The organism is Eubacterium limosum (assembly GCF_000807675.2).
Classification (GTDB): domain Bacteria; phylum Bacillota; class Clostridia; order Eubacteriales; family Eubacteriaceae; genus Eubacterium; species Eubacterium limosum.
The window spans coordinates 867,080-893,385 of record NZ_CP019962.1 but is presented as its reverse complement, the minus strand read 5'-3'; the positions used below and the strand labels follow the sequence as shown (position 1 = coordinate 893,385).

Below are 26,306 nucleotides of genomic sequence, written 5' to 3'. Positions count from 1 at the left end.
GTTTTTTACTTTGTTTAATATTTGCTCTTTACTCTTTTTTCTTTATGTTGTTTTCAATGACCAATGTATGACTTTGGGTCATACAAAAGAAAATAGTACCATGACTTCCTGTTCCCTAGAAAGGAGGTGATCCAGCCGCACCTTCCGATACGGCTACCTTGTTACGACTTCACCCCAATTACTAGCCCCACCTTCGACTGCTGAGTCCTTGCGGTTCTCTCACAGGCTTCGGGTGTTGCCAACTCTCGTGGTGTGACGGGCGGTGTGTACAAGACCCGGGAACGCATTCACCGCGGCATTCTGATCCGCGATTACTAGCAACTCCAACTTCATGCAGGCGAGTTGCAGCCTGCAATCCGAACTGGGATCTGTTTTAAGGGATTTGCTTCACCTCGCGGCTTCGCGGCCCTCTGTTCAGACCATTGTAGCACGTGTGTAGCCCAGGTCATAAGGGGCATGATGATTTGACGTCGTCCCCACCTTCCTCCGTATTGTCTACGGCAGTCCCTCTAGAGTGCCCAACTTAATGCTGGCAACTAAAGGCAGGGGTTGCGCTCGTTGCGGGACTTAACCCAACATCTCACGACACGAGCTGACGACAACCATGCACCACCTGTCTCTCTGTTCCCGAAGGAAACTTCCTATCTCTAGGCTCGTCAGAGGATGTCAAGACCTGGTAAGGTTCTTCGCGTTGCTTCGAATTAAACCACATGCTCCGCTGCTTGTGCGGGTCCCCGTCAATTCCTTTGAGTTTCAACCTTGCGGTCGTACTCCCCAGGCGGAATGCTTATTGTGTTAACTGCGGCACTGAGTTTCCCCAACACCTAGCATTCATCGTTTACGGCGTGGACTACCAGGGTATCTAATCCTGTTCGCTCCCCACGCTTTCGCACCTCAGCGTCAGTATTTGTCCAGCAAGCCGCCTTCGCCACTGGTGTTCCTCCTAATATCTACGCATTTCACCGCTACACTAGGAATTCCACTTGCCTCTCCAATACTCAAGTCTACCAGTTTCCAATGCACTTCACCGGTTGAGCCGGTACCTTTCACATCAGACTTAATAGACCGCCTACGCGCCCTTTACGCCCAGTCATTCCGGACAACGCTTGTCCCCTACGTATTACCGCGGCTGCTGGCACGTAGTTAGCCGGGACTTCCTCATTGGGTACCGTCATTCTTCTTCCCCAATAACAGAGCTTTACGATCCGAAAACCTTCTTCACTCACGCGGTATTGCTGCGTCAGGGTTGCCCCCATTGCGCAATATTCCCCACTGCTGCCTCCCGTAGGAGTCTGGACCGTGTCTCAGTTCCAGTGTGACCGTTCGCCCTCTCAGACCGGTTACCCATCGTCGCCTTGGTGGGCTGTTATCTCACCAACTAGCTAATGGGACGCGGGTCCATCCTATGGCACCGGAGTTTTCATGATCTTGCCATGCGACAAAACCATAATATAAGGCTTTACTCCCAGTTTCCCGAGGCTATTCCTTTCCATAGGGCAGGTTACCCACGCGTTACTCACCCGTTCGCCACTTTCCAGTTCTAATGTCACCCGAAGGATCCATCAAAACCTTCTCGTTCGACTTGCATGTGTTAAGCATACCGCCAGCGTTCGTCCTGAGCCAGGATCAAACTCTCAATAAATAGTTTATCGTTTAGCCTTTCGGCTTCTTGATCTGGTTCATTTGATGATTTTTTGAAGTGTTCATCGCACTTGCGTTTTTTATCCTTTGCTGATTCTCATCAGCTGGAATTTCAGGTTTTATGGTACTATTCTCTTTTCTATGACCCTTACAGCTCTGCGCTGTAATCGTTGTTCGTTTTCTCAAGCGAACTCCTTTATTATACCGCGTCGTTTTCGTTCTGTCAAGCACTTTTTAAAATTTATTTTTTAAATTTCTCAAGCGCCGGACTGAAATCCCCGCGGTGCTGTGCTCTCCGAGACAGCTTATTTAGTATACCCCGGACCTTACCCTTTGTCAAGCGCTTTTTAACATTTATTTTAATCTTTTTTGATTTTATTTTAACCTGGATATTTTAAAAAGCAGATGCGCGGCGGCATCTGCTTTTTTCTACATTATATAGAGTATCTGCAGCTTACAATTTGCTCCGGTAGAGCTGGATACCATCCAGTCCCCAGATCTTTTCGGAGAAGGCGCCAGGCTCTAAGCTGTTCTGGACTTTTTCCATGGTATTCATGCGGGCGTCAATGATGTCGATGTGGTGAAGCAGCTCAGCTTCTGGAAACATCGGCTTTTTGGGGCTTCCGTATTCGGCTTCGTAATGGTGTGACAGAATCATGTGCTTTAAGAGCAGTAGAACTTCCTCACTGACGCCGAGTTTTTGCCCGTATTGGTCGATTTCCACGATTTCTGTGACGATATGCCCCAACAGCTTGCCTTCCTCGGTATAGTCGCTTACAGAGCCGTTTTCATCGGATTCCATCTCGGTAATCTTGCCGATATCGTGGAGGATAATGCCTGAATACAGTAAATCTGCATTGAGAAACGGGTAAAGGGGTGTCAGGCTTTTTCCGATTTGCAGCATGGAATAGGTATGATAGAGCAGTCCACCCTTTAGGGCATGGTGGTTAGACTTGGCTGCCGGGAAATAGGACAGTACCTTTGTCTTATCTTCAAAAATGGCTTTGGTCAGCTTCTTAATGTCTTCATTCGCAAAGGCATCGATGGTCGTATTGATCTCTCTGATCATCTCATTGACATTTTTAGGGGCACACTCCACAAAATCATCGATGCTGACATCGTCGCCCTCATTGGCCAGACGCATACGGTTGGCAATGAGCTGGAGATGCCCATTGTATTCCTGGACAGCGCCCTTGATCTTTACAAGCTTGCCAGTGACAAATTCCTCTTCGTCGGCTTCCTTGACATCCCACATTTTTCCGTCGATTTCGTCAAAATTGGTGTCGGTGAGCTTCATATTAAAATAGCGGCTGCCGTTGGCAGCGGTTTTGGTTACCTGGGATTTGATAAAGAGATAACCTAAAAACGGCTGTCCCTTCTGTAGATTTTTTATTTCCATTCTTTTCTCCTATTTACAACGTTCCGGGAATTTTTCTTTATAGGTATTGAGTCCCTGTTTCAGGGTTTCCACGGCAGCTGCCATATCCGTATCCTTTAAAACATAGGCAATGCGCACTTCATCTGCGCCGTCCTCGGGATGAATATAAAAATCATTGGCAGGGGACAGCAGCACGGTTTTGCCCTCATAATCAAAATCGGTGATCATCCATTCGATAAAATCGCAGGCATCCTTTGTTGGAAGCTTGGCCACATAGTAAAATGCTCCCGTCGGCTTTTTGCAGACCACGCCGTCGATGGTTTTCAGACAGTCGTAGACAATATCGCGTCGATGCGTGTATTCCTTGAGCACGTCATCAAAAAAGCTGGTATCCAGCTTAAAAAGCTCAGCGGCCCCGAGCTGGTCGACACTGGAGACAGCCAGTCGCATCTGGCAGAGTTTTTTAATCTGATTCATAAACGCATAATTTTTTGACAGGATAAAGCCAATACGGGCGCCGCAGGCACTATAGCGCTTTGAAATACTGTCGATAATGATGCAGTTCTGATCCAGCTCTGGATAATGGCCGGGGCTCACATACGCGAGCCCGTCATAAATAAATTCGCGGTAAACTTCATCAGCGATGACGTAAAGATCATGGGCAAGAGCGATATCCCGCACGCGCTCGATTTCTTCCCTGCTGAACACCTTACCGGTCGGGTTGCCGGGGTTGGTGATCAGAATTGCCTTGGTCGCCGGGGTGATGGCCGCCTCGATGGTTTCCCTGTTTGGCAGGGCAAAGCCTTCTTCGGCGTAGGTTTTAATACCTCTTAAGTCAATGCTGGTGGCTGAGGCCATCTCTTTATAAATGCTGTAGAGCGGTTCCGGGGTCAGAATCTGGTCGCCGGGGTTGCAGATGGTCAGAAAGGTGAACAGCAAGGCTTCGCTGCCGCCATTGGTGATGAGCATATCCCCTCTATGATAGGTTAAGCCGTATTTATGGTAATATTTGCAGGCTTCTTCCCGCAATGCGTTTTCGCCTTCGGGAGCTGCGTAGGCCAGAACGTTTTCCTTCATTTCGTTGACTTTTTTCATGAAGCTGGGCGGGGTACAGATATCGGGCTGTCCGATATTCAGGTAGTAGACCTTTTTCCCTTCAGCCTCGGCTTTATCCACCAGGGGATAATATTTTAAAAGGGCGGGTTCTCCCATCCCCATTACGCGTTTGGATATTTGCATTTTATATTAACTCCTTTTTGATTTCCTTACATTAATGTATTCATTATAAGCTTAAGGCGAAAAAAAAACAAGCGCCACAAGAATTTTGGCGCGATAAAAAAAGGAGTGCCACGCCGGGCTTTTTCAGCCCTTTCGTGCACTCCTCTTTTTTAGATTACTCTTCTTCGCCAAAGCCAGAATCGATCAGCTCGATCAGTGTATCGACTGCCTGCTGTTCGTCATCGCCTTCAGCGCTTACAGCAACGCGTGTTCCCTTTGACAGGCACATTGCCATAACTGCGATGATGGATTTTGCGTTTCCTTCTTTATCCTCATCCAGATTTTTTACATTGATGGCTGATTTAAAGCCGCTGGCTTTTTTTGTAAAGTCAGATGCTGGTCTTGCGTGAAGACCGGTTTTGTTGATAATAACCGTTTCTTTTGAATACATATTTACCTCTCCGTTTTCTTAGGTGTGAATGATTTCGATGGTACAGCCTACAGTGATTTCTGGCATACCTTCGCCAAGGAGTTCGATGTGTCCTGGGATCTTCGCCGTATCCCCTCCGTTGAAGCAGAAAGTACAGTGCCCCATTGTTCTGAATGTTTCGTTGGCTTCACTGCCGACAGCTGTTACCACGAATTCCTGTCCGCCAATGGCGATGATATCGTTCACGGCAATATCCTTTTCCATTTCTTCGATTGAATGGAGAACAGCCATTTCTCTGAGGGCTGCAGGTGCGTTATCGTTAAAGACGATAATCATTTTTTCACCGATAAAGTCCTGCACCATTGGTCCAATTTCGGTTACGGTTGATTTATATCCCATGATTCTTCCTCCTTAAAATCTATTCTAGAGCATTGTTGCTACAAAATATGCGATAAGCACCATGATCGGTCCTGTGAACAATCTAGATAATAACACAGATGGTACCCCGATGTCTACTGTATCGCTTGCGGCGTCCCCCATGGATAAACCAACTGGGATAAAGTCGCAGCCTACCTGGGCATCGACGGCAAAGAGGGCCGGAAGTGCTAAAACGACTGGGAATGCACCAATCATGATCCCATAACCAACCAAAACGGATAATACCTGGCCGATTAACGCGCCGGAACCCACCAGCGGAGAAATCATAGGAAGTGCGCAAATAATTACCAGTATCAAAAGACCCGGAAGGGTTCCTAAATACGGATAAACGTATTGTCCCATCAGAGCGCCTAAACCGGAAAACTCGATCAGGCCGATAAGCAGTGAATAGAAGGCCATGAACGGGAGAATGTCTTTGATGGTAATATCAATGGCTTCTTTACCGCCCTGCACACACTTGGTAGCAAAACCAGCCAGGGCTTTACCGCCGCGTGCGACCCAGTTTTCTTTTGGAGCGTCTGCTGCTGGAGCGGCTTCTTCAACCACTTCTTCTTCAGCCGCGTCTTCTTCGACCGGGACTTCTGAACCGTCTGCCGGTGTGATGCCGCTTTCGACAACGCCGGAAACGTAAATATCTTCTTTAATAAATTCTGCCAAAGGACCAGACTGGCCAACCGGGGTGATGTTAACGGTCATAACGCCTTTTTTCGGGTATACACCACATCTTAAGGTACCGCCGCAGTTAATGATAACACAGGCCATTTCATCATCCGGCACACCGTTTGAGAAACCGTCAATGGCTTCTGCGCCAGTGAGTTTGGCAATCTTGCGGGTTAACGGGTCGATGCCGCCGCCAGTAATAGAGACAATTTTGTTTTTCTTTTCAGTTGGCTGGATAACGAGCGGTCCGCCCCATCCGCCATGTCCTTTTTCGATTCTTACTGCATTATACATGGTTTATGCCTCCGTTTCTGAGCCCTGTGCATGGCCGTATTTTGCTTTGTACTTAGCGTTGTAGATTACCTGGGTAAAGATGCTGCGAAGCAATACCATCACCATCCCAAGCAGGAAGTATTCCACTGCTAAACCACCAAGAGATTCGATGCCGATACCAAACTGTAAGCCCTGTACGTAGACACCGCTGGCAATCCCCAGCCATACGAAAAGTTCGCCTGGGTTGGCGTGTGGGAATAAACCGGTAACCGGGTGGCAGAAAGAAATACCAGGGTCAAAGAAGGCTACCTTCTGGTTTTCTGGTAAGAAACGGGCATAAGGATAAGTCATCGGGTTACCTGAGAATACCATGGCGATTACCGGTGACAGAATCCAGCGGGTTAAGAAAAATTTGTTGCATAGTTTAACAAGCTTTTCGATTCGTTCCAGTCCGATTAATTTAAACAGAATGTGCATAAAGGTTATCATGATAATAACCCATGGCAGTAACTGTAAGACATAAAGTTGGATAAAGTAGTTCGCGCCGTTCTGGAACAGACCCATAAAGCCTTGTCCGAAAGTTTGTAAAGCTTCCATAAAATCACTCCTTCTAAAAATTAATAAATACTCATATAAATAAAACCATTAATCCTGCCGTATGCGTTACGGCCAACGTTTACACGTTCTCTGCATTCGTCCTTCACCTAAAGATGAACCGCCCCCTTACGCAGCCCTGAAAGGCCCCTCAGCCTTTGTCGGACTGTTCTTTTCTGATTTCACGCTGTCTTGCGCGCAGCCGTGCCTGTAACTCCTGCCGTTCTAATCCGTCATCCTGCACGACCTTTTTTTGTTCCTCTTTTTCCATCTCTTTTGCGAGACGCCTGTCTATGGCTTCAATAGCCTGTATGAGAGCGCCTTTTTTACGGCGCTTATCAACCAACAGCGGACTGTAGGGTTCTTTTTCGCGTAACCGAGGGTTGATGGCAAGATCTTCCTCGATCCCGATTTTGCGCACTTCATTGAGTGTCATTCCGTTATAGTCGTCCACATCTTCAAAACGCTTCCACATGGTAATCCCCTGTAGTCTTTTACAGGCCATAACCTGGTTGGTTTTCCGGTCCCATGCCAGCACAATAATGGCGCCGCCCTTTATATGGAAGCCCCCCTTGCGCATCCCAATGCCCAAGATCCAGCCCTTTCCCTGAAGGGCGCTTACGGCTTTCTGGTAGCTTCTATATTGAAGATAGGATAAAAAGCTCTGCAGAACCATCATGGCAAAAGCCAGAAATATAAAATACTTTAAGCCATCGTTCATCTGGACACTCTCCGTTTTCCTACTAATAATCTTATTATATAACGATAAGCAAAGTTCGACAATAAAGAATTAAATGGATCACATTTTTAAAAGAAAGTTTTTATATCCTTTCAGGATAACTTTCTTTTAAAAATGCGTTAGCCTCATTGCCGGACGCCCGCTGCCGCTCTGCTCATCCTGCCAAATTTCTGTGAAATCCGGATTTTGCCTTATAGGTATTTGCTCATTTCGTATAATGAATCATAAATACAGTCGGGTTCGACTTCAGACTCGGCAACGGTCTGCATATCCGCTTCACCGGTAAGTACGAGGAAGCCTTTTGCACCGTTTTTAACGCCGGTAGCCACATCGGTATAGATACGGTCACCGACAAAAGCAACCTCGTCGCGTTTGAAGCCGGTGATTTCGAGTACCATATCCACAGTTTCCTTAAAAGGCTTGCCCAGGAAACGCGGCTTCACGCCAGTGGATGAGGTGATCAAATCGCACATTGCGCCGCAGTCCGGCATAAAGCCATCCTCAGTCGGGCAGTTGGTGTCCATATGGGTGGCTACAAAAGGCACGCCGTTACGGACAAAGCGGCAGATTTTATCCAGCTTTTCATAGGTGAGTGTGGTGTCAAAGCTCTGAACCGCCACATCAGGCTCATCATCAACCAGATTGATGCCCTTTTCCTTAAAGCTGTTTTCCAGCAGCGGTGTCCCATTTAAGTAAACACGCTTGCCGGGGTAGTAGGTTTTCAAAAATTCCGCGGTGACATCACCAGCGGTGACAACATCGCTTTCTTCTACCTCCAGACCCATCTTTGCCAGCTTATCCTTGTAGAAAGACGGCACGCGGGACGCGTTATTGGTAAAAAAGATAAAGCTTCTTCCGGTTTCTTTAACTTTATGGATGAAATCCAGAGACCCTTCGATCAGGTTGTTGCCTAAATAGACGGTGCCATCCATATCCAGTACGAACAGTTTGACATCATTTAATGCCTGGTCTTTTTCAAATCGCATATTTATTCTCCGTAAATTGTATTTGTAATTTTGTCTGCAATTTCTTCCAGACGGCCGTGGGCTTTTGCAAATTCCATAACAGAATACCGCGGACGTACTTTGTAGCCTTCGATCAGGCTTCTGTGGAATAAATCTCTGTCAATGCCGATATCCTTCGGTGTCACCGGGCAGCCAGCTTTGCGAAGAAGCTCTTCAATTTCTTCATGCGGCGGGCACAGTGCTCCGGTTCCCTCTGGCAGCAGATCTGCCATTTCTTCAAAGAACATGGCGATAACTGGTGTCGCAACACCAACCTGTGTGCCGTGATGGATTGGTGTCATCCCTCTTGCGATATAATCCATTTCCCAGTAGTGGGACAGCATATGTTCTGCGCCGGAAGCCGGACGGGAGATATTGACGAGCCCCATCGCCACACCGGTCAGGGTTAAGGCTTCAATCAGGTATAAGGTCGCTTCATCGTTGCGTTCTTTTAACGCTTCTGCCTGGCCAAAGCATTTGTCCAGAGCGCGCTGTACAAGCTCTACGCAGGTTTCGCAGCGGTATTCGTCATTGACCTTAACGGATAAATCCCAATCTGCCAGAGCGGTAATTTTTCCTACGACATCTCCAAAGCCAGCGTGGATTAATTCCATCGGCGCTTCTTTCATAATATCGGTATCGCCGACAACGCCATAAGCCAAGCATGCCGGATAAGAATATTTATAACCGTTGCAGATCAGCGGGGCACCATCGGCCACATAGCCATCCATAGAAGGTGCGGTGCAGACAATGATATAAGGCACCTTTGTACGGGAGGATACATATTTAACAGAGTCATTAAGTGAACCCGAACCTACGGCTACCATCAGGCTGACGTCTAATTCCTGTTCTTCGAGAATACGTCCGACAACACTTTCATCCGGGATCAACAATTCTCCACCACGGTCAAACAGTAATTCCTTGACATTGAAGCCTGCATCGTCTAACAGCTGTTTCGCTTCCTTGCCGGCTGCTTTATAGGTATTATCATCGTAAACGATGAGGATTTTTCCTTCTTTAAAGGGTTCCGCCACACGCGGCAGCTCCTTGATCGCGCCCTTCCCGATGGCGATGTCATGGATTGAAAAATTGTGGTGTCTCCCACAGGAGCAGTCAAATTCAGTGTTTGCCATTTCGTTGATGGCCAGATTCAGGATTTCATTCATTGTTAGTATCTCCTTTTACTTTAAAAAATCTAAAAGTATTAATGACCGTAAATTACGGCTATTCTTCTTCAATCAGCTTTCTTGCGCTTTCCACATCGGTAACCAGAGTATTGATATACTTACCGTTGATGGCGCCCTTGATGGCATCAACCTTTTCAATGCCGCAGGCTACACCGATGGAATGCGGTACGCGGCGCAGCTTTTTAATCTCAATGCCGACCACGTTGTTATCAATTTTGAAGGGGGTTGTGCTGCCATTAATGTCGTAAAACTGCATACAGATGTCGCCTGCCACGTGTTTTTCACGCATTTTATTCATTTCTACACGGTCATAGTAGCCAGTAGCCATAATGGCAGAAGTGCTATTGGGAACCCCGATTCCCACCAGTGCCACATCCAGCTTATCACCCATCCGGATGATCTTGCTGATGCCGTCCTCCTTCAGTAGCTCTTCCTTAATCTGTTTGCCGGAAACCCTTGCCGGCGCGTGCATGAGCATGAACTCCCCACCAAAAACCTTTGCCAGATCCTCTACAATATAGTTGGAGTGCAGTTCCATACGAAGATGGCCCATACCGCCGATCAGCGGAACAAAGGTGATATTTTTGGTCGCGTTGCCCACAACGTGTCTGGCAATATACCCCAGGGTCGTTCCCATGGATACCCCAACGACGTTGCCGTCCTTAACCACACGCTCCAGATACTGGGCGGCTGCCCGGCCAATTTCGTTTTTCTGGTCTTCGATGTCCTTCTTGGTGTCAACGACAATGACCTCACGCAGGCCATACAGGTTTTCGATTTCCCTTTCCAGCTCCACATAGTCGGTGCCTTCCAGGTTATCAATGATGATTTTTACAATTCCCCGCTCCTTACCATTGCTGATGATCCGGGAAACCGTTGGCCTGGACAAGCCAAGCTGCGCTGAAATGACTTTCTGATTTAAATCCTGATTGTAATACATATCACAGATCTTAACCATCAGCCGCTCGTCATCAATGACCTTTTTCATCTTTCATCCCTCCAAACCTTTGTGATTTTTACTTTTGTTTATATCTGAAATATTGTCAATCATTGTTTAATGTCATTATATAACTTCTATAATGAATGTCAACCTGGAAACCCCAATATCTTAACAAGATTTTTGTATTTTTTCTAATTTTCTGTAAATTTTACGGATATTTCTCTCTGAAAATATTTACATTTTTTATTTTGTAAAAATAACAGGAATTTGATCAAATCAAAAAAGCCAGCCGCCCGGGCGTCATACCCAAGCGGCCAGCTTTTTCATTGTCCTTTTTATGCCATTGTTTTATTCATAATACCTTCATTTCGCTGTTTGGCCGCCTCAAGAGATATTCCTGAAAATCTTCCTGAGGCATGGGTCTTCCATAGTAATATCCCTGGGCATATTCGCACCCCATTTCACGCAGAAGTGCGATCTGCTCCTCTGTTTCCGCCCCCTCCGCGATAACCTGGAGCCTGAGCTCATTAGCCAGATTGATGACAAAGCGCATGATCTGTTTTCTGCGCACGACATTTTTTCGCATTCTCAAAAATTCCAGATCAATTTTCAGCACATCAATGGGAAGTTCCGAAAGCGTATTGAGCGAAGAGTAACCATTGCCGAAATCATCCATTTCAATGATAAAGCCAAGCGCCTTGAGCTGCTCAATAACTGAGAGCAGCTGCTGCGAATCAGACACATAGGCCGACTCAGTAATTTCCAGGTGCAGATCCTCTGGCTCCAGGTTGTTTTCTTCAACCATTTTCATCAAAACCCCAGGCAGGTCGGTATGGTAGATATCCACCCTGGACACATTGACTGAGATGGGTATAAAATTTCCCTTTTCCCTCTTCCAACGTCCCATTATCTCACAGGCCTTCCGCCATACAAACTGGTCGAGGGCATAAATGAATCCGTTTTTTTCAAACACTGGGATAAAATCTCCCGGCGAGACCATGCCGAGCTGAGGATGCTGCCAGCGTACCAGTGCCTCTGCCCCCATCAGCCGACCGGTACCGATCTCTACCTTTGGCTGGAGATAGACCTGAAAATCTTCCCGCTCCAGCGCTTCTGTCATGGTGTCGATAATATTCTGCTCCATGATCATCTTTTTCCGGATCGAGTCATCATAAAAGGCAATTCTTTTATCAAAGAAGCCCTTGATGCTGCAGGCCGCCAGTACAGCACGGTCGCACATCCTGGGAATACCGATCGTCCGGTCCTTTATATGATAAACGCCAAGCTTGATTTGAAGTCGCATAGGCAGTGGATAATTATCTGTCAGAAACCCAATGTGCCGGTCCAGCGTTTCATAGACGGATGTGCAGCAAGGCACCAGCGCGTAAAACTTATCCGCCCTTGCCCTTGCAAACAGTGATTTTCCCTCCTTGCGTACACTCAGCAGACAGATCGCCACTTCTGCCAGAAGCTTGTCACCAGCTGCGTTGCCAAAAGCGTCGTTGACCATTTTAAAACGCTCAATATCCGCGGCGATAATATCAAAATCCGTTTCGGGATTTTCTTTCAGTATACTGGCCGCCCTGTCAAAAAATGCGTTCTGGGTATACAAATTCGTTAGCGCGTCACGTTCCAGAATCTCAATGGTGCTTTTGGCTTCACGCACTTCCTCCAGCAGCATTTTCAGCCGTTCATTGGCTTTTGTGAGCGCCCTCTGGTAATTGATCAGCTGATTATTGACCTTCTGTATTTCATAATAACTGGCTTCGTAGGGCTCCTGCTGCACCAGTTCCAGATCCTCTGTCATGGAAATATACAGTTTCATCAGCTCCGGCACCTCAGATTCATCCTCAATAGCCCACATCATGAAGAGCAGCTGCCCTCCGCTTCGCTTTGCTACCGCCCAGACGTTCCGGTCTTCCTCGCATATTCTGAGTCTCGCAGACGCCACCTGGCCAGCCCCCGGATTCAGGAGCGCATCCATATTTTCATCCTCTGAAAAAAGCTGCCGTATATTCTGCCCCTCATTCACAAAGCGCATTGGCACGCTACGGATGACTTTATTAACGTTTCCCTGTGCATCGCACAGCGCAAAATATCCAATCATATTTTTTTATTGCAGTGTATCCACTGCCCATTCTACAAAAGATTTGGCATCCTGAGTGTATACATCTGCTCTCCAGTTCTTCCATATTTCATTTGTCCATTCAAAGGCTTTTCCGCCCACGGCGATCTTGATATCCGGGTACGCGCGCCGTAACCGCTCCACGGTTTCCTTACAGGCTAATAAATGCTGGGGCATTGTCACTGAAAGGGCTACCAGATCCGGCCGATGTGTTTCGACTGCGCTCTGGATGGATTCCGCCGGCACCGCCGCCCCAAGATAGATACTGTCCCACCCATTATATTCAAAAAGATCTGCCACCATACGCGCCGCCAGCTCGTGCAGTTCACTGCCGACACAGGCCACAAGAATCTTTTTAGGCCTGCGCTTCTGGCTGAAGATAAACGGATACAGCTGAGCGAGCGCCATCTGCGTGGTTGAGGTACAGTAATGCTCCTTATCCACCTGTATTGTATGGCGGTGCCACAACTCACCCACCTCACGCATACACTCGCCTACAATGTCAACATAGACATCCGGCAGAGGAATACCATTCTTTACATATTCCGGGATCAAAAACACAGCGTTTTTGGTATCTGCTTTTAAAATACAATCCAGATACCGCTGAATTTCTGCCTCGTATTTTCTCGGCGGCTTTTCCTCTGCCATTGCGCTTTTCTCACATTCCTCAACCGTCGCGCGCGACGCGCGGTCAAGCATCGCCTTCAAGGCCGACAGCCTTTCAGGCGCAACAGCCCGGTCCATACATTCCTCCATCAGGGCATAACTGTCCAGAAGCTGATCCCTGACCCTCTCCCTTGTACAGCAAGGCAACAGTGGGCAGAGCAATTGGTAAAGCCACCGGGCATAATATTCAAAAATTTTTCCATCCTCAAGCGCCAAAGCGGTGTATAGCATATCCAAATTGTATACGACGTCCTGGTACATCCTCTTTTTAGCCATCTCGTCCAGTTCTCTGCCCAGCTGCGGGTCCAGTTCAAGCTGGCGGTTTAAAATCTCATTTGCCAGACTGCGAAATTCCGGATTTTGATCAATCGGTAATAAACTCATCCTACATCCCCTTTTCAAAACGCTTTTTCACTATCTATAACAAGCTTTTATCTTATATTTTACCACGATCTTCTTCCTTTTAACAGAATCGGCCGCAATAAAATAACGCCGGGTACAAAAATACAACCGGCGGTACCTGCCTATCAGGCATTTATACATTCTCTTCTGTTTCCTGCTCCTTTACTTCCTCCGCCAGGGCATCGGCGTCCTCAGCGTCTATCTCCTCCACGCCCAAATCGATGGTCTTGACATTCCGGTCTGCGCCGATAAAATAAACAATGCCCAGAACAATGCTGACCATATGCGGAATCATTGCGGTCAAACCGTAGAGAATACTCATTCCCAGATTTACCGCACTGAACACGATGACCAGAATACTTAAAAATCTCAAAAAACGTGCTTTCCCAATGCTTTTGCAGAAAATGACCCCAAAAATCCCCAGGATAACGATACAGGTGCCATTGGCGATCAGCGATACCGACATCATATCAACCGTATGCACCAGACCCTCCATCGTGAGTCCGCCCTCTGTGGCAATCTGCTGGATTTCATGGCTGTCTCCCAGCTGCTGCAGCATCGCTGCTGTCGAAAACAATACGACTCCAAAAATTGTGATAAGGATACCCCATATCAAAAAAATAATACCCGCGCCCTTTAAGAGGCCTTTTCCCTTCGGTTCCATTTCTTTTCCTCCTGAATAATAAGCCTTTTAATTATCCTATCACGAAAAGCGCCGATGACCGTAACCATTTTGGTAAAAATACGCCCCTTTTGGTAAAAGCCGTAAAAGCGAAACTTTTGATTTTAAGAATGATTTTAATTGACAATCGCGAGCCGCACTGATACTATAATCACAGAAAAACAGTCCGTCTGCTAAGGACGGTCACGAGGTGAAAAGATCATGTTTAAAATAAAAGACTCTGATACCATGCTGCGCAATCTGATCGACCAGTCCGCCGCGGCATTTTTTGACCAGTACCGCTTTGTCACACCAGCAGATTACTGTGTCTATAATTGTAAAAACGCCTGCTTGGAGGCCGAGGATATTCCCTGTTATGCAATCTGGCAGCGCGACACCCCCTGCCACAACTGTTCCTCCATTCGGGCGCTCAGCCTTAAAGAACCTGTCATCAAGCTGGAATATCTCGAAAACAAAGTTTTTCTGATCCTTTCCACCCCGCATACCGTCGATGGACGCCGCTGTGTTCTGGAGCTGGCCAAGGATGTCACTGCCAGTCTGATGATCAATGATGACCGCCACTGTGACAACACGATCATCACCGATGTTATCGCTGAGCTCAACAACCTTTCTGTCCGTGATCTTTACACCGGCCTTTACAATAAAAATTACGCAGAGCGCGAGGTTTCGCGCTGTATCAGCGATAAAAAATCCTTTACCGCCGCCATGATGGACATTGACGATTTCAAAATTATCAATGACACTTACGGACACCAGACCGGCGACGTTGTCCTGCGCGAGATGGCCGCTCTGTTGACAGATGCTGCGTCCAATGGCAACGGCTGGGCTGCCCGAATCGGCGGTGATGAATTTATCTTAATTCTTCCCGAGCTTTCTATGGAACAGGCAGAGCCTATTCTTTTCGCTCTATCCCGAGATATTAAAGAGCACCTTTTTTATAAAGGCGATACCCATTTCTCTGTCAATGCCAGTATGGGAATCAAGGAATACCATCCCGGCGAAATGGATGCCGCCGATTTCTTTGACCTGGTAGACATGCGGATGTATGAAGAAAAGAGACGAAACAAAAGCGGCCGATAAGCCGCTTTTTTAAATTGGGCGCAATAATTGTTTTACACGCCGGAAGTTTTATAATATAATTCTTTTTGAAAGCACATGAGCATCGGGGATATGACACAGCTTTCATTTTAATTTATTCTGAAAAAAAGCGGCACTGCCGCGGGAGGTACAATATGACAAGAGCAACCGGCACCGTATCCAGAGGCGTACGGGCACCGATCATTCGAGAGGGCGACGATCTTGCGGGCATCGTAGTCGATTCTGTATTGGAGGCATCTCAGAACGAGGGCTTTGATTTAAACGACCGTGATGTGGTGGGCATTACTGAGGCTGTGGTTGCCCGGGCACAGGGCAATTACGCCAGTGTCGACGCCATCGCAAAGGATATAAAGGCTAAATTTCCAGACGGCGAGTTTGGCGTTATTTTTCCAATCATGAGCCGCAACCGTTTTGCCATCTGTCTGCGCGGGATCGCCCGGGGCGCTAAAAAGCTGACCATTATGATGAGCTATCCCTCTGACGAGGTCGGCAATCATCTGGTCGATCTTGATCTGCTTGATGAAAAGGGTGTAAACCCCTGGACAGACGTGCTGGACGAAGCCCGCTACCGCGAGCTGTTCGGAAGCAACCCCCACACCTTTACCGGCGTCGATTACGTTTCTTATTATAAGACACTCTGCGAAGAGGAGAACGCCGAGGTCCGGTTTGTTTTTGCCAATGACTGCCGCAGCATTTTGCCCTATGAAAAGCATGTACTCACCTGCGATATCCATACCCGTGAACGCTCCAAACGGCTGCTAAAGGCAGCGGGCGCTCAAACCGTTCTGGGCCTGGACGACCTGTTGACTGGACCGGTGGACGGCAGCGGCTACAACGCTGAATACGGTCTCCTGGGCTCAAACAAAGCCACTGAGGAAAAGGTCAAGCTCTTTCCCAAGGAATGTGAGCATTTTGTCCACGAGGTGCAGGCAAGACTACACCAGGCTACTGGCAAAAATATTGAGGTCATGGTTTTTGGCGACGGCGCCTTCAAAGACCCGGTCGGCAAGATCTGGGAATTGGCTGACCCGGTTGTCAGCCCAGCTTACACCGACGGTTTAAACGGAACCCCCAACGAAGTCAAGCTAAAATATCTGGCAGACAACAACTTTGCTGATCTATCTGGCGACGCCCTCAAATCAGCGATTTCCGAATACATTGCCAATAAACCCAAGGAATCCCTCGTGGGAAAAATGGAAACCCAGGGCACCACGCCGCGCCGTCTGACCGACCTGCTCGGCAGCCTGTGCGACTTAACCACTGGCAGCGGTGACAAGGGAACGCCCATTGTATTAATCCAGGGGTATTTTGACAATTACGCGGATTAGAAAAAAGCAGTGTCTGAGCATTCGGGCACTGCTTTTTAATTTTGGCTGCGGGGTATAACTTAAAAAACAGAAGGGATAAAGGCACACTCTATGAAATCCAATACCGTACTCAAGATTCTGGCACTGGTCATCACGCTGTTCTCTGTTACGCTGCTCGCCTATACCATCATGGAGGAACACCGGACGGATGAGCTGAACACCGTACTGGACCCGCTGACGTTTACGGGCACTTGGCAGACCAGTGACGACGCAGCACCGCAGCCTCTGACGGCAGATACAAAAATCGACTCTGATCAAAACCCTTCAGTTATTCTCACCGGCCATTTCAGCCAGACTATTAACGACGGCTCCCCCATTCTTTTCCGTGTGAGCAATATCCGGGTTCAGCTGTATAAAAATGGCACTGAGATTTACAGCTTCGGCCAGCCCGGTACTTACCCTTCCTTTTCAAAATCTCCGGGTAACCAATGGGATGTGCTCCTCGCACCCGGTGGCATTGCCGCCAGCGATACCATTACCATTCGTCTGGAAAATGTCTACCACAGCAATAACGAGCAGGCCTTTAACCTTTTCCTTGAAAATCTTTTTATGGGTGATTCAGGCGTACTGTTCAGAGATCTGGTCACCACCTCAGGCTCATCTCTGCTGCTGGGCGGCTTTATCCTGCTTATGGGGCTGGTTCTGCTGGCCGCCATCATTATTTTAAAGATCATCAAAACACCGTTAAGCTGGGCGCCTTTTCACCTGTCCCTGTTTACCATCGCCAGCGGCCTGTGGATTTTTCTCGACTTTCACATCATCTCGCTGCTCATCACCACTAATGTTTTTACCAACATTCTGGATATTCTGAGCCTGAGCCTTATCATGCCCTTTTTAGGGCTCTACCTTCTGGACTTTGTAAAAAGCCGGGCTCGCCATGCGATTTCAGGCTGCGTTTACGCCGGGCTGGGCTTTACCCTGTTCTTTCTGCTGGTCCAGTCTCTGGGAATCTGGGACGGCTATGAGCTGCTCACACCCCTTACCCTGCTCGACGCAGTGGCCGTGATCGTTATTTTGTTCAGCCTGATTTATGAAAACGCCCACAACCCACAGCGTGATACCCGCTTTATTCTGTTTTCCTGCGGCATTTGCTTTATCGGCTTTGGGGATATTGTAAACTACTATCTGGGATTCCTGCCCTTTAACCTTTTTTTCAAGCTTGGCTTCACGCTCTTTATCCTGGCACAGCTTTCTTATATGGTCCGCTATACCCGGAATACCCTGGCCGCTGCCCGCAAAACGCAGGCGCTTGAAAAAGAACTGGTACAGAACCGCATTGCCATTATGCTGAGCCAGATCCAGCCTCATTTCCTGTTTAACGCGCTGACCGCCATCAAACAGCTCTGCGCCATTGATCCCGTAAAGGCCGAGGAGGCCATCGGGCAGTTTGCTGGATTTCTCCGGGGAAATCTCGACTCATTGTCCCACACCGGCGCTATTTCCTTCGAAAAAGAGCTGACCCACATTGAAAACTACCTGTCTTTGGAAAAAATGCGTTTTGGAAAACGGCTTAACATCGCCTACAACATTGACGTCAGCGACTTTTCTTTGCCGCCTCTGACGGTGCAGCCTTTAGTTGAAAACGCAGTGCGATACGGCGTAACCAAAAAGCCTTCAGGCGGTACGGTTACCCTGTCCACCCGGGAAACAGAGGACGCTGTTATTCTTACCATTTCTGACGATGGCGTAGGCTTTGACCCATCCGTCAAAAAAGATGACGGCCGCAGCCATATTGGCATCGACAATGTCCGGAGCCGTCTGGAAAACCAGTGCGGCGGCCGTCTGACCGTCACAACTGAACCTGGAAGCGGCACCACCGCCACCATTATTCTGCCTAAAAGAGGAGGTAACACCGAATGAATATCATCGCCGTCGACGACGAAACACTGGCTCTGGGGTACATGCTTAAAATCCTAAAAGCGGCTGCTCCAGGCAATAACTTCAAAGGCTTTGAAGACCCTTTTTCCGCACTGGACTATCTCAGGGAAAATCCAGTAGATATCGCTTTTCTGGACATTGAAATGTATGGTCTGAACGGTATTGAGCTTGCCAAACAGTTCAAGGAGGCCGCTCCTGCGGTCAAGATCATCTTTTCCACCGGTTTTCCCGATTATGCCCTGGATGCCTTTTCGGTACACGCCAACGGTTATCTGCTAAAGCCCCCCACCGTCGAAGCCGTAAAGTCCGAGATCGACAATCTCGGACTGCCGCCAGCCACCAGCCAAAAGCGGGTGCGGGTACAGGCCTTCGGCAATTTCGAGGTCTTTGTGGATAACGCGCCGCTGCGCTTTGGGCGGGCAAAGGCCAAAGAGCTTTTCGCCTATCTGGTGGACCGAAAGGGCTCTGGCTCTACCACCGCTGAACTGATCTCTGTTCTTTGGGAGGACCGGGACCTGTCTCACTCTCTGCAGAGCCAGTTCCAGACTGTTGCCGCAGACATGCTTAAGACTTTCAAGGCCGTCAATGCTGAGGAAGTTCTGATCAAAAAACGCAATTACCTGTCTGTGGACACCGAAAAACTGGACTGTGATTACTATAATTTTCTAAAAGGGGATACCCGCGCCATCAACAGCTACGCGGGCGAATATATGAGCAACTACAGCTGGGCTGAGTTTACCACCGGTTTCTTATCCCAGAAAGCCGGCATCCTTTAATCTGCCGGCTTTTTCTTATTCTTCCTCCATTCTCAAATCTTCAAGATTTCTTCAAGATTAACCGGGGGTATATTAACACTTTGGTCTGCCAATGATATAATGTTTCTATTATAAAAACATCTGTTTTTAACAGCGCATCATCGGAAGGAGCGGGCCCAGTGATTTCAATTGAAAAGATAAACAAAAATTTTGGTACAGTACAGGCTTTAAAAGATGTCTCCCTGGAAATTGGAAATGGAAAAAAAGTCGTGATCATCGGGCCGTCGGGCTCAGGAAAAAGCACTCTGATCCGCTGCATTAACGGCCTGGAAAAACCAACCTCTGGTAAAATTATCGTCGACGGCCTTGAGGCCACTGCCCCCAAGGCAGATATGCGCCGCCTCTGTCACGACGTCGCCATGGTATTTCAAAACTTCAATCTCTATCCCCATAAAACTGTTCTGGAAAATGTTACCCTCGCGCCCATAAAAGTCTTAAAGATTCCGCGGGATAAAGCGGTGGAGAACGGAAAGCTGTATCTGGATCGGGTAGGACTCTCCGACAAGCTGGATACCTACCCCGCCAAGCTCTCCGGCGGCCAGCAGCAGCGCGTCGCCATCGCCCGGGCGCTGAACATGAACCCAAAAATCATTCTGTTCGATGAGCCCACCTCTGCTCTGGACCCAGAAATGATTGGCGAGGTGGCCGACGTTATCGCAGACCTCGCCAAGGGCAATAAAACCCTGGTTATTGTGACGCATGAAATGGGGCTGGCCCGGGAAGTAGCCGATGAGCTTGTTTTTATGGATGAGGGCAGTATTGTCGAACGAGGTACGCCTGCGCAGCTTTTTGACCAAAGCCCGAACCCGCGTCTCCGCGCTTTCTTCAGTAAGGTTTTAAAATAGGGTACTGTCATGAAGAAACTGATGATAGCAGCCATCCTGATCACTACTCTGCTTCTTACCTCTGGCTGCGCAGCGGATAAGAGCGACAAGCTAAAAGTCGGCGTAAAAATCGACGTACCAGGCTTTGGTTACCAAAATCCTGAAACCGGCCAAGTCGAGGGCTTTGAGGTCGATATCGCAAGGGAACTGGCCGGCCGGATCAAGGGCTCGCCCGATGCGCTGTCCATCACCGGCGTCAATGTCACCACCCGGGGGGCCATGCTGGACAACGGCGCTCTGGACGCGGTGCTGGCGACCTTTACCATTACAGAAGCGCGAAAAAAGAGCTACCATTTCTCTGATCCCTACTATACCGACTATCTGGGTATCCTGGTTAAAAAGGACGATGGCATCCATAGCTTTGAGGCGCTGGACGGTAAAACCATCGGGGTCGCCCAAAGCGCCACGACCAAGGACAAGCTGGAGGAATTGGCCCAAAAGGATGGCATCTCCCTGCGCTTCAACGAATACGCGACCTATCCCGAAATTAAAATCGCACTGGTTTCGGGCCGGGTTGACGCCTTCTCTGTTGACCGTTCCATCTTAGCGGGCTATGCGGACGACACCACCATGCTTCTGGATGACCGCTTCGGCGCACAGAACTACGGCGTCGCAACTGCCCTGTCAAACGAGCCGATGACAAAGGCCGTCAACAGCGCCATCTCTGATATGCTGACAGACGGCACCATTGATAAACTCCAGGAAAAATGGCATCTCACAGGAGGTCAGGATAATGAGTAATGTTTTTGCACCCTTTAAATGGTCTGCGCTCTTTGATAAAAGCATCGCCCTGCTGACCGCCTTTGGCCATACGGTCCTCATCTCTGTGCTGGCGCTGGCCATCGCCCTTGTACTGGGGCTTCTTTTTGGCATCATGTCCCAATCCCGGTACCGTGTATTCCGTATCATCAGCCGCATTTACGTGGAGCTGGTCCAGAATATCCCGCTGCTGCTCCAGGTATTTCTGATGTATGCGGTTTTCCCGCTCTTTGGGCTGATGATGAGCAGCTTCTTCATTGGCGTTATCGGCATTGGCTTTTACCACGGCGCTTACATCTCCGAGGTCGTCCGCTCTGGAATGGAGGCACTGCCAAAGGGGCAGTACGAGGCCGCCTACTCCCAGGGCTTTACAGACAGACAGGCCCTACGGTATGTTATTCTGCCACAGACCATCCGTATCATTCTGCCGCCTTTGGCCGTACAGGCTGCCAATCTGATAAAAAACACCTCGGTACTGGCTCTCATCGCCGGTGGTGAGCTCATGTATTTTTCTAATTCCTTTGCTTATTCCACCAGCTATTACGGGCCGGCCTATGTGGTTGCGGGCATTCTGTATTTTGCTCTGTGCTTCCCGCTTTCCAGAGCAGCCCGTTACCTGGAAACGCGGCAGAAAAAATCCGGGGAGGAGGTTTCCGGCAATGCGTGAACTATTTACCTGGATCAACATCCGTTTCATCCTTCAGGGCCTCGGCACCACAATTTTTATTTCTGTTCTGTGCATTCTCTGCTCAATGGCGCTGGGGATGGTGATTGCCATGGGACGCAGCAGCCGCACAAAGCTCCTGCGAGGTGTTGCCGGTATTTATATTGAGGTGTTTAAGAACACACCCCTGCTGCTCTGGATCATGCTGATCTTTTTTGTCGTCAAGCTTCCACCCATGGGGGCCAGCGTGCTTTCTTTTTCACTGTTTACCTCAGCCAGCCTCGCGGAAATTATCCGCGGCGGTATTCTGGCCATTGACAAGGGACAGTGGGAGGCTGGCTATTCCCAGGGCTTTGGCACCTTGCAGATGTATCGCTATATCCTGATGCCCCAGGCCTTCCGAAACATGGTGCCTGCACTTTTATCCCAGACAGTAACCACCATCAAGGATACCTCTTATCTCTGGGGCGCCATGGCAGTTCAGGAGCTCATGGGCCGGGGAATGATCCTGATGAACCAGTACAACTCAACGCCACAGATCTTTGCCATCTTCGGCACCATGGCCCTCCTGTATTTTGTCGTCTGCTTTGCACTCTCTACTGCTGTCAGGCAATACCAGCGGCAGCTGAAACAGTCGGCCTGATTCTGACCACTAAAAAAGCCAACATAATGTTGGCTTTTTTAGTGGTCATCAAAGTATCTTCCTGCCCGCTCGGCGCTCTTTCTGAGAAGATCAAAAAAAACAGCTTTTTCAATTTCTGTCATACCTGCTGTGATCTCATCGACCCATCCGGTACCGATGCGCTGTAGCTCCGGCAGAACCTCGTAGGCTTTTTCGGTGGGGTAAACGTCAAAGGAACGGCTGTCACAGGCGTTTGCCTCCCGGGTCAGATAGCCGTTTTCCTCAAGCTTTGCCACCATTTTAGTCACAGTGCTTTTATTCATGTCCAGCAGCTCAACAAAACGGTTCTGCGGTATCCCCCCATTCTCACAGGTGATCATGATAAAAGGCGCCTGTCCGCTGGTCAGCCCCAGCTCGCTGGTCTGTTTATTTAAATACATCTGCGTCTTCCTTTGAATAATGGAGATCAGCTTTAATATTTCATCCTGGGTCGGCAGCTCCATACTGGTGCCTCCTTCAAATTTCTGGCGTTACTCTAATTTTATGGCGTTGCTGACCATTTGTCAAATGAAAAGGGTTGTTGCAAAAATAAAAAAAGAATGCCACAAGGTAATGTGACATTCTCTTGAGTTATGCTCTCCAGCGCTTCAGGCCTGGAAAAAACTCTTTCATCATTCCCCGCGCCTGCTCCTCTGTCATTTCAGCATTGCTCTCCACCATCGGCCCGACGCAGATTTCAATCATTTCTTCCATGCTCATATCTGGCGCTGTAAAAGCACCTTTTTCATAACAATACTGACAGTAATCGCTGTTTGCGCTGCCATCAGCATTGGTTCCGCATACTTCTTCGCTCATTGGCATCCCGCAGGACTGGCAAAATTTTTCCATTTTCTCCTCCTGATGTTCTGTATTTGTCTTTATCATACCACGCAAATACTGACATCCTGTGTCATGGTTTGAAAATTAATTTTGTTCAATAAGCTCAAGCATCACGCCATCCGGGTCCTGAATAAAGAAAAATCGAGTCTTTGGATTTGGCTGAAAGGGGCCGCTGAAAACCGGCACCCCTTTTTTCTGAAGTGTCTCCATACATTCCTCCACCGACGCGATCTCAAATCCCAGCGAAATCTTTTCGTTGACATTCATCTCACTACCGCGGGCATCTCCAATGAGCTCAAGCTCTGCTCCGTCACCGCCCATAAAGGCGATTTCCCTTTCCGGCCCAGCCTCAAAACGGCGTAAAACCTTAAGGCCGAGAATCTCCTCATAAAACCGGATGGACTCCCCTAAATGATTAACGTGAATGGTTACAAAAGAAAATTTCATGACTGCTTTTATCCGCCAGGCCAGATGCCTTTCTCTGATTTTTTTCAAGTCCAGCTCCTGGCACTGATCCTTTCTGTAAATTTTCTCTATTATAGTCCTTTTTATCCTGAAATACAACGGGCTTTATTTTAAAATAAACTTTCTGCCTTCAATGCTGTAGATTCGGTCTGCCGTTTGCTCCGGTACTCAAACAGAACTCTATATAAACTGGTGAAAAATACCCCTTTACTGCCTCCCTAATACGCAACACAAAAACTCACACTGCCGGTAGTATCCCTGATTTTTTACTGTCTGCCTATCTTAAACGAAAAAACGATAATGAATGTCCTTTTGTTTTTCTGCCAATTTAAAAGAACTGCCGCAATAAGCGACAGCTCCTTATCATTGTTTTATCAAATTTACGATCAGTTTCCGGCCTGCAGTGTCACATCGGCTTCTTTTGTCTGGCCGCCACGCTCATAGGTAATCTTGACAGTGTCCCCCGGCTTGTGTCCATAGAGGATTTCCTTCATCTTCAGCATGGTATTCACATCCTTGCCGTCGATGGTCAATAGAATATCGCCTTTCTGGATACCGGCATTGGCCGCACCGCCGCCTGCCTGCACTGAGGCAACATAAATTCCCTTGTCGATGGGCTCTGCATCGTTGTAATAAGCAGCCTGCTGTTTATCATAGCCGCTGATCCCGATCACAGTCGGCGTAAAGCTGCCGCTTGTCACGACCTGATTGAGGATAGGTTTAACCACATTGATGGGAATGGCAAAGCCCATACCCTCGCCCTGGGCATTTTTATAGGTATTGATGCCAATGACCTCACCGCTTGCGTTGACAAGCGGTCCGCCGCTGTTCCCTTTATTGATGGTAGCGTCTGTCTGAATCAGGTCTTCCGCTACCAAGCTGCTGTCGACAACCAGGCTTCGGTTTAAGGCAGAGATGATCCCAGCGGTGACGCTTCGTTCAAACTGAAGCCCCAGAGGATTACCAATAGCAATGGCCACCTCGCCCACCTTTAAATTATCAGAGTCTCCCAGTGTAACGGCCGGAAGATTTTTAGCGTCAATTTTGATAATGGCCATATCCAAGCTGGAATCTGCCCAAACCTTTTGGGCTGTATAGTTATTTCCATCAGCCAGAGAAACCTTTATTTCCTTTGGGTTATCGCTGATAACATGCTGGTTTGTAACAATATAGCCGTCGGATGTCACAATAAAGCCTGAACCTACGCCCACAGCTTCCTGAGTGCCCATCATGGTGTTTTCTGTCATGGTAGTCTCAATTCCAGCTACGGATTCGGGGACGACCTGTGCCACGGCTTCTACCTGGGAGTCCACATTCACATCGTTGACGATAACCTTCTGGCCCGCGACTGTCTCGGTGCGGGTGCCCCCACCGAGGGTACCTGTAAAGTACAGGACAGCCACGAGAATAATCGCCACGATGATCCCGCCGACTACACCGCCTGCGATGGCTGCCGGCACATGAGACCCTCTCTTTGGTTTTTCGTTATTTTCGTACATTTTTCTTTCACCTCGTTTGATTTTGGATGAAAGTTCCTCTACAGTTCATAAATTTCACTGCTGTTTTTACGGCTTGCCACCACCAATGACAAATCCTCTCCGGGCTGTATGCCTTCGGCCTCAAGAATCCGCGCAGTGGTCTGGTACGCCAGAAGGGGATAATTGTTCTCCTCACTGAGATGGGCTAAAACAACCTTATCAAGCCCTTCCTTCACCAGGGTACAGACCGTCTCGCCGCATATTTCATTGGAGAGGTGACCATGGTTTCCCTTAATACGCTGCTTAAGCGGAAAGGGGTAGCGTCCTGCTTCCAGCATGGCGGGATCGTGGTTAGATTCCAGCACTACAAGATCTCTGCCCTTCAGGGCTTCCATAATTCTTGGCGTGATAACGCCCGTATCGGTGGCAACACCCACGCTGCTGCATCCGCTGTCAATGGTAAAGCCCACAGATTCCACCGCGTCGTGAGAGGTATTGAAAGCTTCGATCTGTAAATCTCCGATAACAAAGGCCCGTCCGGTTTCAAAAACCCGGACATTGTGCTCTGCGATCTTTCCAAGGCTGTCCCGCATGCTTTCCCAGGTGGCAAAATTAGCGTAAACCGGCAGGTCATAACGTCTGGAAAGTACACCGACACCGTGAATATGATCACGATGCTCATGTGTTACCAGAATACCGCCGAGCTGGGCGGGCAGCTCATCGATGGAGCAGAGCGCCTGCTCAATCCGCTTTCCGCTGAGTCCTGCGTCGATCAAAAGCTTTGTTTTGCTGTGTGAAACAAAAAGGCTGTTTCCAGAACTTCCACTATATAAACTACAAAATTTCATGCGAATCTCCTACTATCGAAAATTCGATCGGTAATAGAACTTCTTCTGCGCTTTAAGGCAGAAGCGTCGCTGCTTACATGTTATCGAATCTTACTTAATCTTTACTTAACGTAACTGCCTTAAAAACAGCAAAAAAATCCCGGACTTTAGCGGTCCGGGAGAACTTTTCAAC

26 protein-coding genes and 1 rRNA gene are annotated in these 26,306 nt (G+C 48.4%); 8 read left to right on the top strand and 19 right to left on the bottom strand.

Translation table 11 applies throughout. The features are described 5' to 3' along the window. Positions 1 to 119: 119 nt before the first annotated feature. From B2M23_RS04070 to B2M23_RS04005, 14 genes are all read right to left on the bottom strand, one after another. Positions 120 to 1,642, bottom strand: a 16S ribosomal RNA gene (locus B2M23_RS04070). Between the two features lie 453 nt (positions 1,643 to 2,095). Continuing rightward, the gene (locus B2M23_RS04065) at positions 2,096 to 3,040 is read right to left on the bottom strand and encodes a 3'-5' exoribonuclease YhaM family protein (protein WP_038353456.1); all 945 of its coding nucleotides are present in this window, start codon (positions 3,038 to 3,040) and stop codon (positions 2,096 to 2,098) included. A 9-nt stretch (positions 3,041 to 3,049) separates the two neighbouring features. After that, positions 3,050 to 4,258 (bottom strand): pyridoxal phosphate-dependent aminotransferase, encoded by a 1,209-nt coding sequence (locus B2M23_RS04060; RefSeq protein ID WP_038353455.1) that lies wholly within the window; start codon positions 4,256 to 4,258, stop codon positions 3,050 to 3,052. 154 nt (positions 4,259 to 4,412) lie between these two features. Continuing rightward, positions 4,413 to 4,688 carry an HPr family phosphocarrier protein gene (locus B2M23_RS04055; RefSeq protein ID WP_013378529.1) on the bottom strand — a complete coding sequence of 92 codons (276 nt, stop codon included), beginning with the start codon at positions 4,686 to 4,688 and terminating at the stop codon, positions 4,413 to 4,415. 18 nt (positions 4,689 to 4,706) lie between these two features. Continuing rightward, on the bottom strand, positions 4,707 to 5,066 hold the full coding sequence (locus B2M23_RS04050; protein WP_013378528.1) for a PTS glucitol/sorbitol transporter subunit IIA: 360 nt from the start codon (positions 5,064 to 5,066) through the stop codon (positions 4,707 to 4,709). Between the two features lie 24 nt (positions 5,067 to 5,090). Further along, on the bottom strand, positions 5,091 to 6,059 hold the full coding sequence (srlE, locus tag B2M23_RS04045; protein WP_038353454.1) for a PTS glucitol/sorbitol transporter subunit IIB: 969 nt from the start codon (positions 6,057 to 6,059) through the stop codon (positions 5,091 to 5,093). Positions 6,060 to 6,062: 3 nt separating this feature from the next. Further along, a complete protein-coding gene (gene srlA, locus B2M23_RS04040) occupies positions 6,063 to 6,635 on the bottom strand; it encodes a PTS glucitol/sorbitol transporter subunit IIC (protein ID WP_013378526.1) in 573 nt (190 codons plus the stop codon). A 148-nt stretch (positions 6,636 to 6,783) separates the two neighbouring features. Next, positions 6,784 to 7,353 carry a transcriptional regulator GutM gene (locus B2M23_RS04035; protein ID WP_038353453.1) on the bottom strand — a complete coding sequence of 190 codons (570 nt, stop codon included), beginning with the start codon at positions 7,351 to 7,353 and terminating at the stop codon, positions 6,784 to 6,786. A gap of 209 nt (positions 7,354 to 7,562) precedes the next feature. After that, the gene (locus B2M23_RS04030) at positions 7,563 to 8,357 is read right to left on the bottom strand and encodes an HAD-IIA family hydrolase (protein WP_038353452.1); all 795 of its coding nucleotides are present in this window, start codon (positions 8,355 to 8,357) and stop codon (positions 7,563 to 7,565) included. Positions 8,358 to 8,359: 2 nt separating this feature from the next. After that, on the bottom strand, positions 8,360 to 9,541 hold the full coding sequence (locus tag B2M23_RS04025) for a sn-glycerol-1-phosphate dehydrogenase (protein WP_038353451.1): 1,182 nt from the start codon (positions 9,539 to 9,541) through the stop codon (positions 8,360 to 8,362). A 58-nt stretch (positions 9,542 to 9,599) separates the two neighbouring features. Then, positions 9,600 to 10,550: a sugar-binding transcriptional regulator gene (locus tag B2M23_RS04020; RefSeq protein ID WP_038353450.1), complete on the bottom strand. Its 951-nt coding sequence runs from the start codon at positions 10,548 to 10,550 to the stop codon at positions 9,600 to 9,602. Positions 10,551 to 10,854: 304 nt separating this feature from the next. Continuing rightward, positions 10,855 to 12,609 carry a putative bifunctional diguanylate cyclase/phosphodiesterase gene (locus B2M23_RS04015; protein WP_052237397.1) on the bottom strand — a complete coding sequence of 585 codons (1,755 nt, stop codon included), beginning with the start codon at positions 12,607 to 12,609 and terminating at the stop codon, positions 10,855 to 10,857. A 6-nt stretch (positions 12,610 to 12,615) separates the two neighbouring features. Beyond that, positions 12,616 to 13,677, bottom strand: coding sequence for a cobalamin B12-binding domain-containing protein (locus tag B2M23_RS04010; protein ID WP_038353449.1), 1,062 nt, complete (start codon positions 13,675 to 13,677; stop codon positions 12,616 to 12,618). Between the two features lie 151 nt (positions 13,678 to 13,828). Further along, entirely contained in the window at positions 13,829 to 14,359 is a 531-nt protein-coding gene (locus B2M23_RS04005; RefSeq protein WP_038353448.1) for a hypothetical protein, read from the bottom strand. Positions 14,360 to 14,578: 219 nt separating this feature from the next. Here B2M23_RS04005 and B2M23_RS04000 point away from each other — a divergent pair, with 219 nt between their 5' ends. From B2M23_RS04000 to B2M23_RS03965, 8 genes are all read left to right on the top strand, one after another. Then, positions 14,579 to 15,457 (top strand): GGDEF domain-containing protein, encoded by an 879-nt coding sequence (locus B2M23_RS04000; RefSeq protein ID WP_038353447.1) that lies wholly within the window; start codon positions 14,579 to 14,581, stop codon positions 15,455 to 15,457. A gap of 152 nt (positions 15,458 to 15,609) precedes the next feature. Beyond that, the gene (locus tag B2M23_RS03995) at positions 15,610 to 16,803 is read left to right on the top strand and encodes a coenzyme F420-0:L-glutamate ligase (protein WP_038353446.1); all 1,194 of its coding nucleotides are present in this window, start codon (positions 15,610 to 15,612) and stop codon (positions 16,801 to 16,803) included. 90 nt (positions 16,804 to 16,893) lie between these two features. Further along, entirely contained in the window at positions 16,894 to 18,702 is a 1,809-nt protein-coding gene (locus tag B2M23_RS03990) for a sensor histidine kinase (protein WP_052237396.1), read from the top strand. Continuing rightward, on the top strand, positions 18,699 to 19,496 hold the full coding sequence (locus tag B2M23_RS03985) for a response regulator (protein ID WP_038353445.1): 798 nt from the start codon (positions 18,699 to 18,701) through the stop codon (positions 19,494 to 19,496). The genes B2M23_RS03990 and B2M23_RS03985 overlap by 4 nt, the downstream gene beginning before the upstream one ends. A gap of 158 nt (positions 19,497 to 19,654) precedes the next feature. Then, positions 19,655 to 20,380 carry an amino acid ABC transporter ATP-binding protein gene (locus B2M23_RS03980; RefSeq protein ID WP_038353444.1) on the top strand — a complete coding sequence of 242 codons (726 nt, stop codon included), beginning with the start codon at positions 19,655 to 19,657 and terminating at the stop codon, positions 20,378 to 20,380. A 9-nt stretch (positions 20,381 to 20,389) separates the two neighbouring features. Next, complete coding sequence (locus tag B2M23_RS03975) at positions 20,390 to 21,160, top strand: transporter substrate-binding domain-containing protein (protein WP_038353443.1); 771 nt, start codon at positions 20,390 to 20,392, stop codon at positions 21,158 to 21,160. Next, positions 21,153 to 21,845 (top strand): amino acid ABC transporter permease, encoded by a 693-nt coding sequence (locus B2M23_RS03970; RefSeq protein ID WP_038353442.1) that lies wholly within the window; start codon positions 21,153 to 21,155, stop codon positions 21,843 to 21,845. The genes B2M23_RS03975 and B2M23_RS03970 overlap by 8 nt, the downstream gene beginning before the upstream one ends. Further along, on the top strand, positions 21,838 to 22,485 hold the full coding sequence (locus B2M23_RS03965) for an amino acid ABC transporter permease (protein WP_038353441.1): 648 nt from the start codon (positions 21,838 to 21,840) through the stop codon (positions 22,483 to 22,485). Before B2M23_RS03970 ends, B2M23_RS03965 begins: the two co-directional genes overlap by 8 nt. A 38-nt stretch (positions 22,486 to 22,523) precedes the next feature. Here B2M23_RS03965 and B2M23_RS03960 read toward each other — a convergent pair whose 3' ends face one another. From B2M23_RS03960 to B2M23_RS03940, 5 genes are all read right to left on the bottom strand, one after another. Continuing rightward, positions 22,524 to 22,967, bottom strand: a complete 444-nt coding sequence (locus tag B2M23_RS03960) for a MarR family winged helix-turn-helix transcriptional regulator (RefSeq protein WP_038353440.1) — start codon at positions 22,965 to 22,967, stop codon at positions 22,524 to 22,526. Between the two features lie 127 nt (positions 22,968 to 23,094). Beyond that, positions 23,095 to 23,352 (bottom strand): zinc ribbon domain-containing protein, encoded by a 258-nt coding sequence (locus B2M23_RS03955; RefSeq protein WP_038353439.1) that lies wholly within the window; start codon positions 23,350 to 23,352, stop codon positions 23,095 to 23,097. A 75-nt stretch (positions 23,353 to 23,427) separates the two neighbouring features. Further along, a complete protein-coding gene (locus B2M23_RS03950) occupies positions 23,428 to 23,838 on the bottom strand; it encodes a VOC family protein (RefSeq protein WP_227209151.1) in 411 nt (136 codons plus the stop codon). A 356-nt stretch (positions 23,839 to 24,194) separates the two neighbouring features. Continuing rightward, positions 24,195 to 25,307, bottom strand: a complete 1,113-nt coding sequence (locus tag B2M23_RS03945; protein WP_038353438.1) for a S1C family serine protease — start codon at positions 25,305 to 25,307, stop codon at positions 24,195 to 24,197. Positions 25,308 to 25,345: 38 nt separating this feature from the next. Continuing rightward, the gene (locus tag B2M23_RS03940) at positions 25,346 to 26,134 is read right to left on the bottom strand and encodes an MBL fold metallo-hydrolase (protein ID WP_038353437.1); all 789 of its coding nucleotides are present in this window, start codon (positions 26,132 to 26,134) and stop codon (positions 25,346 to 25,348) included. Between the last annotated feature and the right edge of the window lie 172 nt (positions 26,135 to 26,306).

Excerpts from the sequence above, each read along its gene's own strand:
- B2M23_RS04065 (WP_038353456.1), bottom strand. The coding sequence starts at position 3,040 with ATGGAAATAAAAAATCTACAGAAGGGACAGCCGTTTTTAGGTTATCTC.
- B2M23_RS04060 (WP_038353455.1), bottom strand. The coding sequence starts at position 4,258 with ATGCAAATATCCAAACGCGTAATGGGGATGGGAGAACCCGCCCTTTTA.
- B2M23_RS04055 (WP_013378529.1), bottom strand. The coding sequence starts at position 4,688 with ATGTATTCAAAAGAAACGGTTATTATCAACAAAACCGGTCTTCACGCA.
- B2M23_RS04050 (WP_013378528.1), bottom strand. The coding sequence starts at position 5,066 with ATGGGATATAAATCAACCGTAACCGAAATTGGACCAATGGTGCAGGAC.
- srlE (WP_038353454.1), bottom strand. The coding sequence starts at position 6,059 with ATGTATAATGCAGTAAGAATCGAAAAAGGACATGGCGGATGGGGCGGA.
- srlA (WP_013378526.1), bottom strand. The coding sequence starts at position 6,635 with ATGGAAGCTTTACAAACTTTCGGACAAGGCTTTATGGGTCTGTTCCAG.
- B2M23_RS04035 (WP_038353453.1), bottom strand. The coding sequence starts at position 7,353 with ATGAACGATGGCTTAAAGTATTTTATATTTCTGGCTTTTGCCATGATG.
- B2M23_RS04030 (WP_038353452.1), bottom strand. The coding sequence starts at position 8,357 with ATGCGATTTGAAAAAGACCAGGCATTAAATGATGTCAAACTGTTCGTA.
- B2M23_RS04025 (WP_038353451.1), bottom strand. The coding sequence starts at position 9,541 with ATGAATGAAATCCTGAATCTGGCCATCAACGAAATGGCAAACACTGAA.
- B2M23_RS04020 (WP_038353450.1), bottom strand. The coding sequence starts at position 10,550 with ATGAAAAAGGTCATTGATGACGAGCGGCTGATGGTTAAGATCTGTGAT.
- B2M23_RS04015 (WP_052237397.1), bottom strand. The coding sequence starts at position 12,609 with ATGATTGGATATTTTGCGCTGTGCGATGCACAGGGAAACGTTAATAAA.
- B2M23_RS04010 (WP_038353449.1), bottom strand. The coding sequence starts at position 13,677 with ATGAGTTTATTACCGATTGATCAAAATCCGGAATTTCGCAGTCTGGCA.
- B2M23_RS04005 (WP_038353448.1), bottom strand. The coding sequence starts at position 14,359 with ATGGAACCGAAGGGAAAAGGCCTCTTAAAGGGCGCGGGTATTATTTTT.
- B2M23_RS04000 (WP_038353447.1), top strand. The coding sequence starts at position 14,579 with ATGTTTAAAATAAAAGACTCTGATACCATGCTGCGCAATCTGATCGAC.
- B2M23_RS03995 (WP_038353446.1), top strand. The coding sequence starts at position 15,610 with ATGACAAGAGCAACCGGCACCGTATCCAGAGGCGTACGGGCACCGATC.
- B2M23_RS03990 (WP_052237396.1), top strand. The coding sequence starts at position 16,894 with ATGAAATCCAATACCGTACTCAAGATTCTGGCACTGGTCATCACGCTG.
- B2M23_RS03985 (WP_038353445.1), top strand. The coding sequence starts at position 18,699 with ATGAATATCATCGCCGTCGACGACGAAACACTGGCTCTGGGGTACATG.
- B2M23_RS03975 (WP_038353443.1), top strand. The coding sequence starts at position 20,390 with ATGAAGAAACTGATGATAGCAGCCATCCTGATCACTACTCTGCTTCTT.
- B2M23_RS03970 (WP_038353442.1), top strand. The coding sequence starts at position 21,153 with ATGAGTAATGTTTTTGCACCCTTTAAATGGTCTGCGCTCTTTGATAAA.
- B2M23_RS03965 (WP_038353441.1), top strand. The coding sequence starts at position 21,838 with ATGCGTGAACTATTTACCTGGATCAACATCCGTTTCATCCTTCAGGGC.
- B2M23_RS03960 (WP_038353440.1), bottom strand. The coding sequence starts at position 22,967 with ATGGAGCTGCCGACCCAGGATGAAATATTAAAGCTGATCTCCATTATT.
- B2M23_RS03955 (WP_038353439.1), bottom strand. The coding sequence starts at position 23,352 with ATGGAAAAATTTTGCCAGTCCTGCGGGATGCCAATGAGCGAAGAAGTA.
- B2M23_RS03945 (WP_038353438.1), bottom strand. The coding sequence starts at position 25,307 with ATGTACGAAAATAACGAAAAACCAAAGAGAGGGTCTCATGTGCCGGCA.
- B2M23_RS03940 (WP_038353437.1), bottom strand. The coding sequence starts at position 26,134 with ATGAAATTTTGTAGTTTATATAGTGGAAGTTCTGGAAACAGCCTTTTT.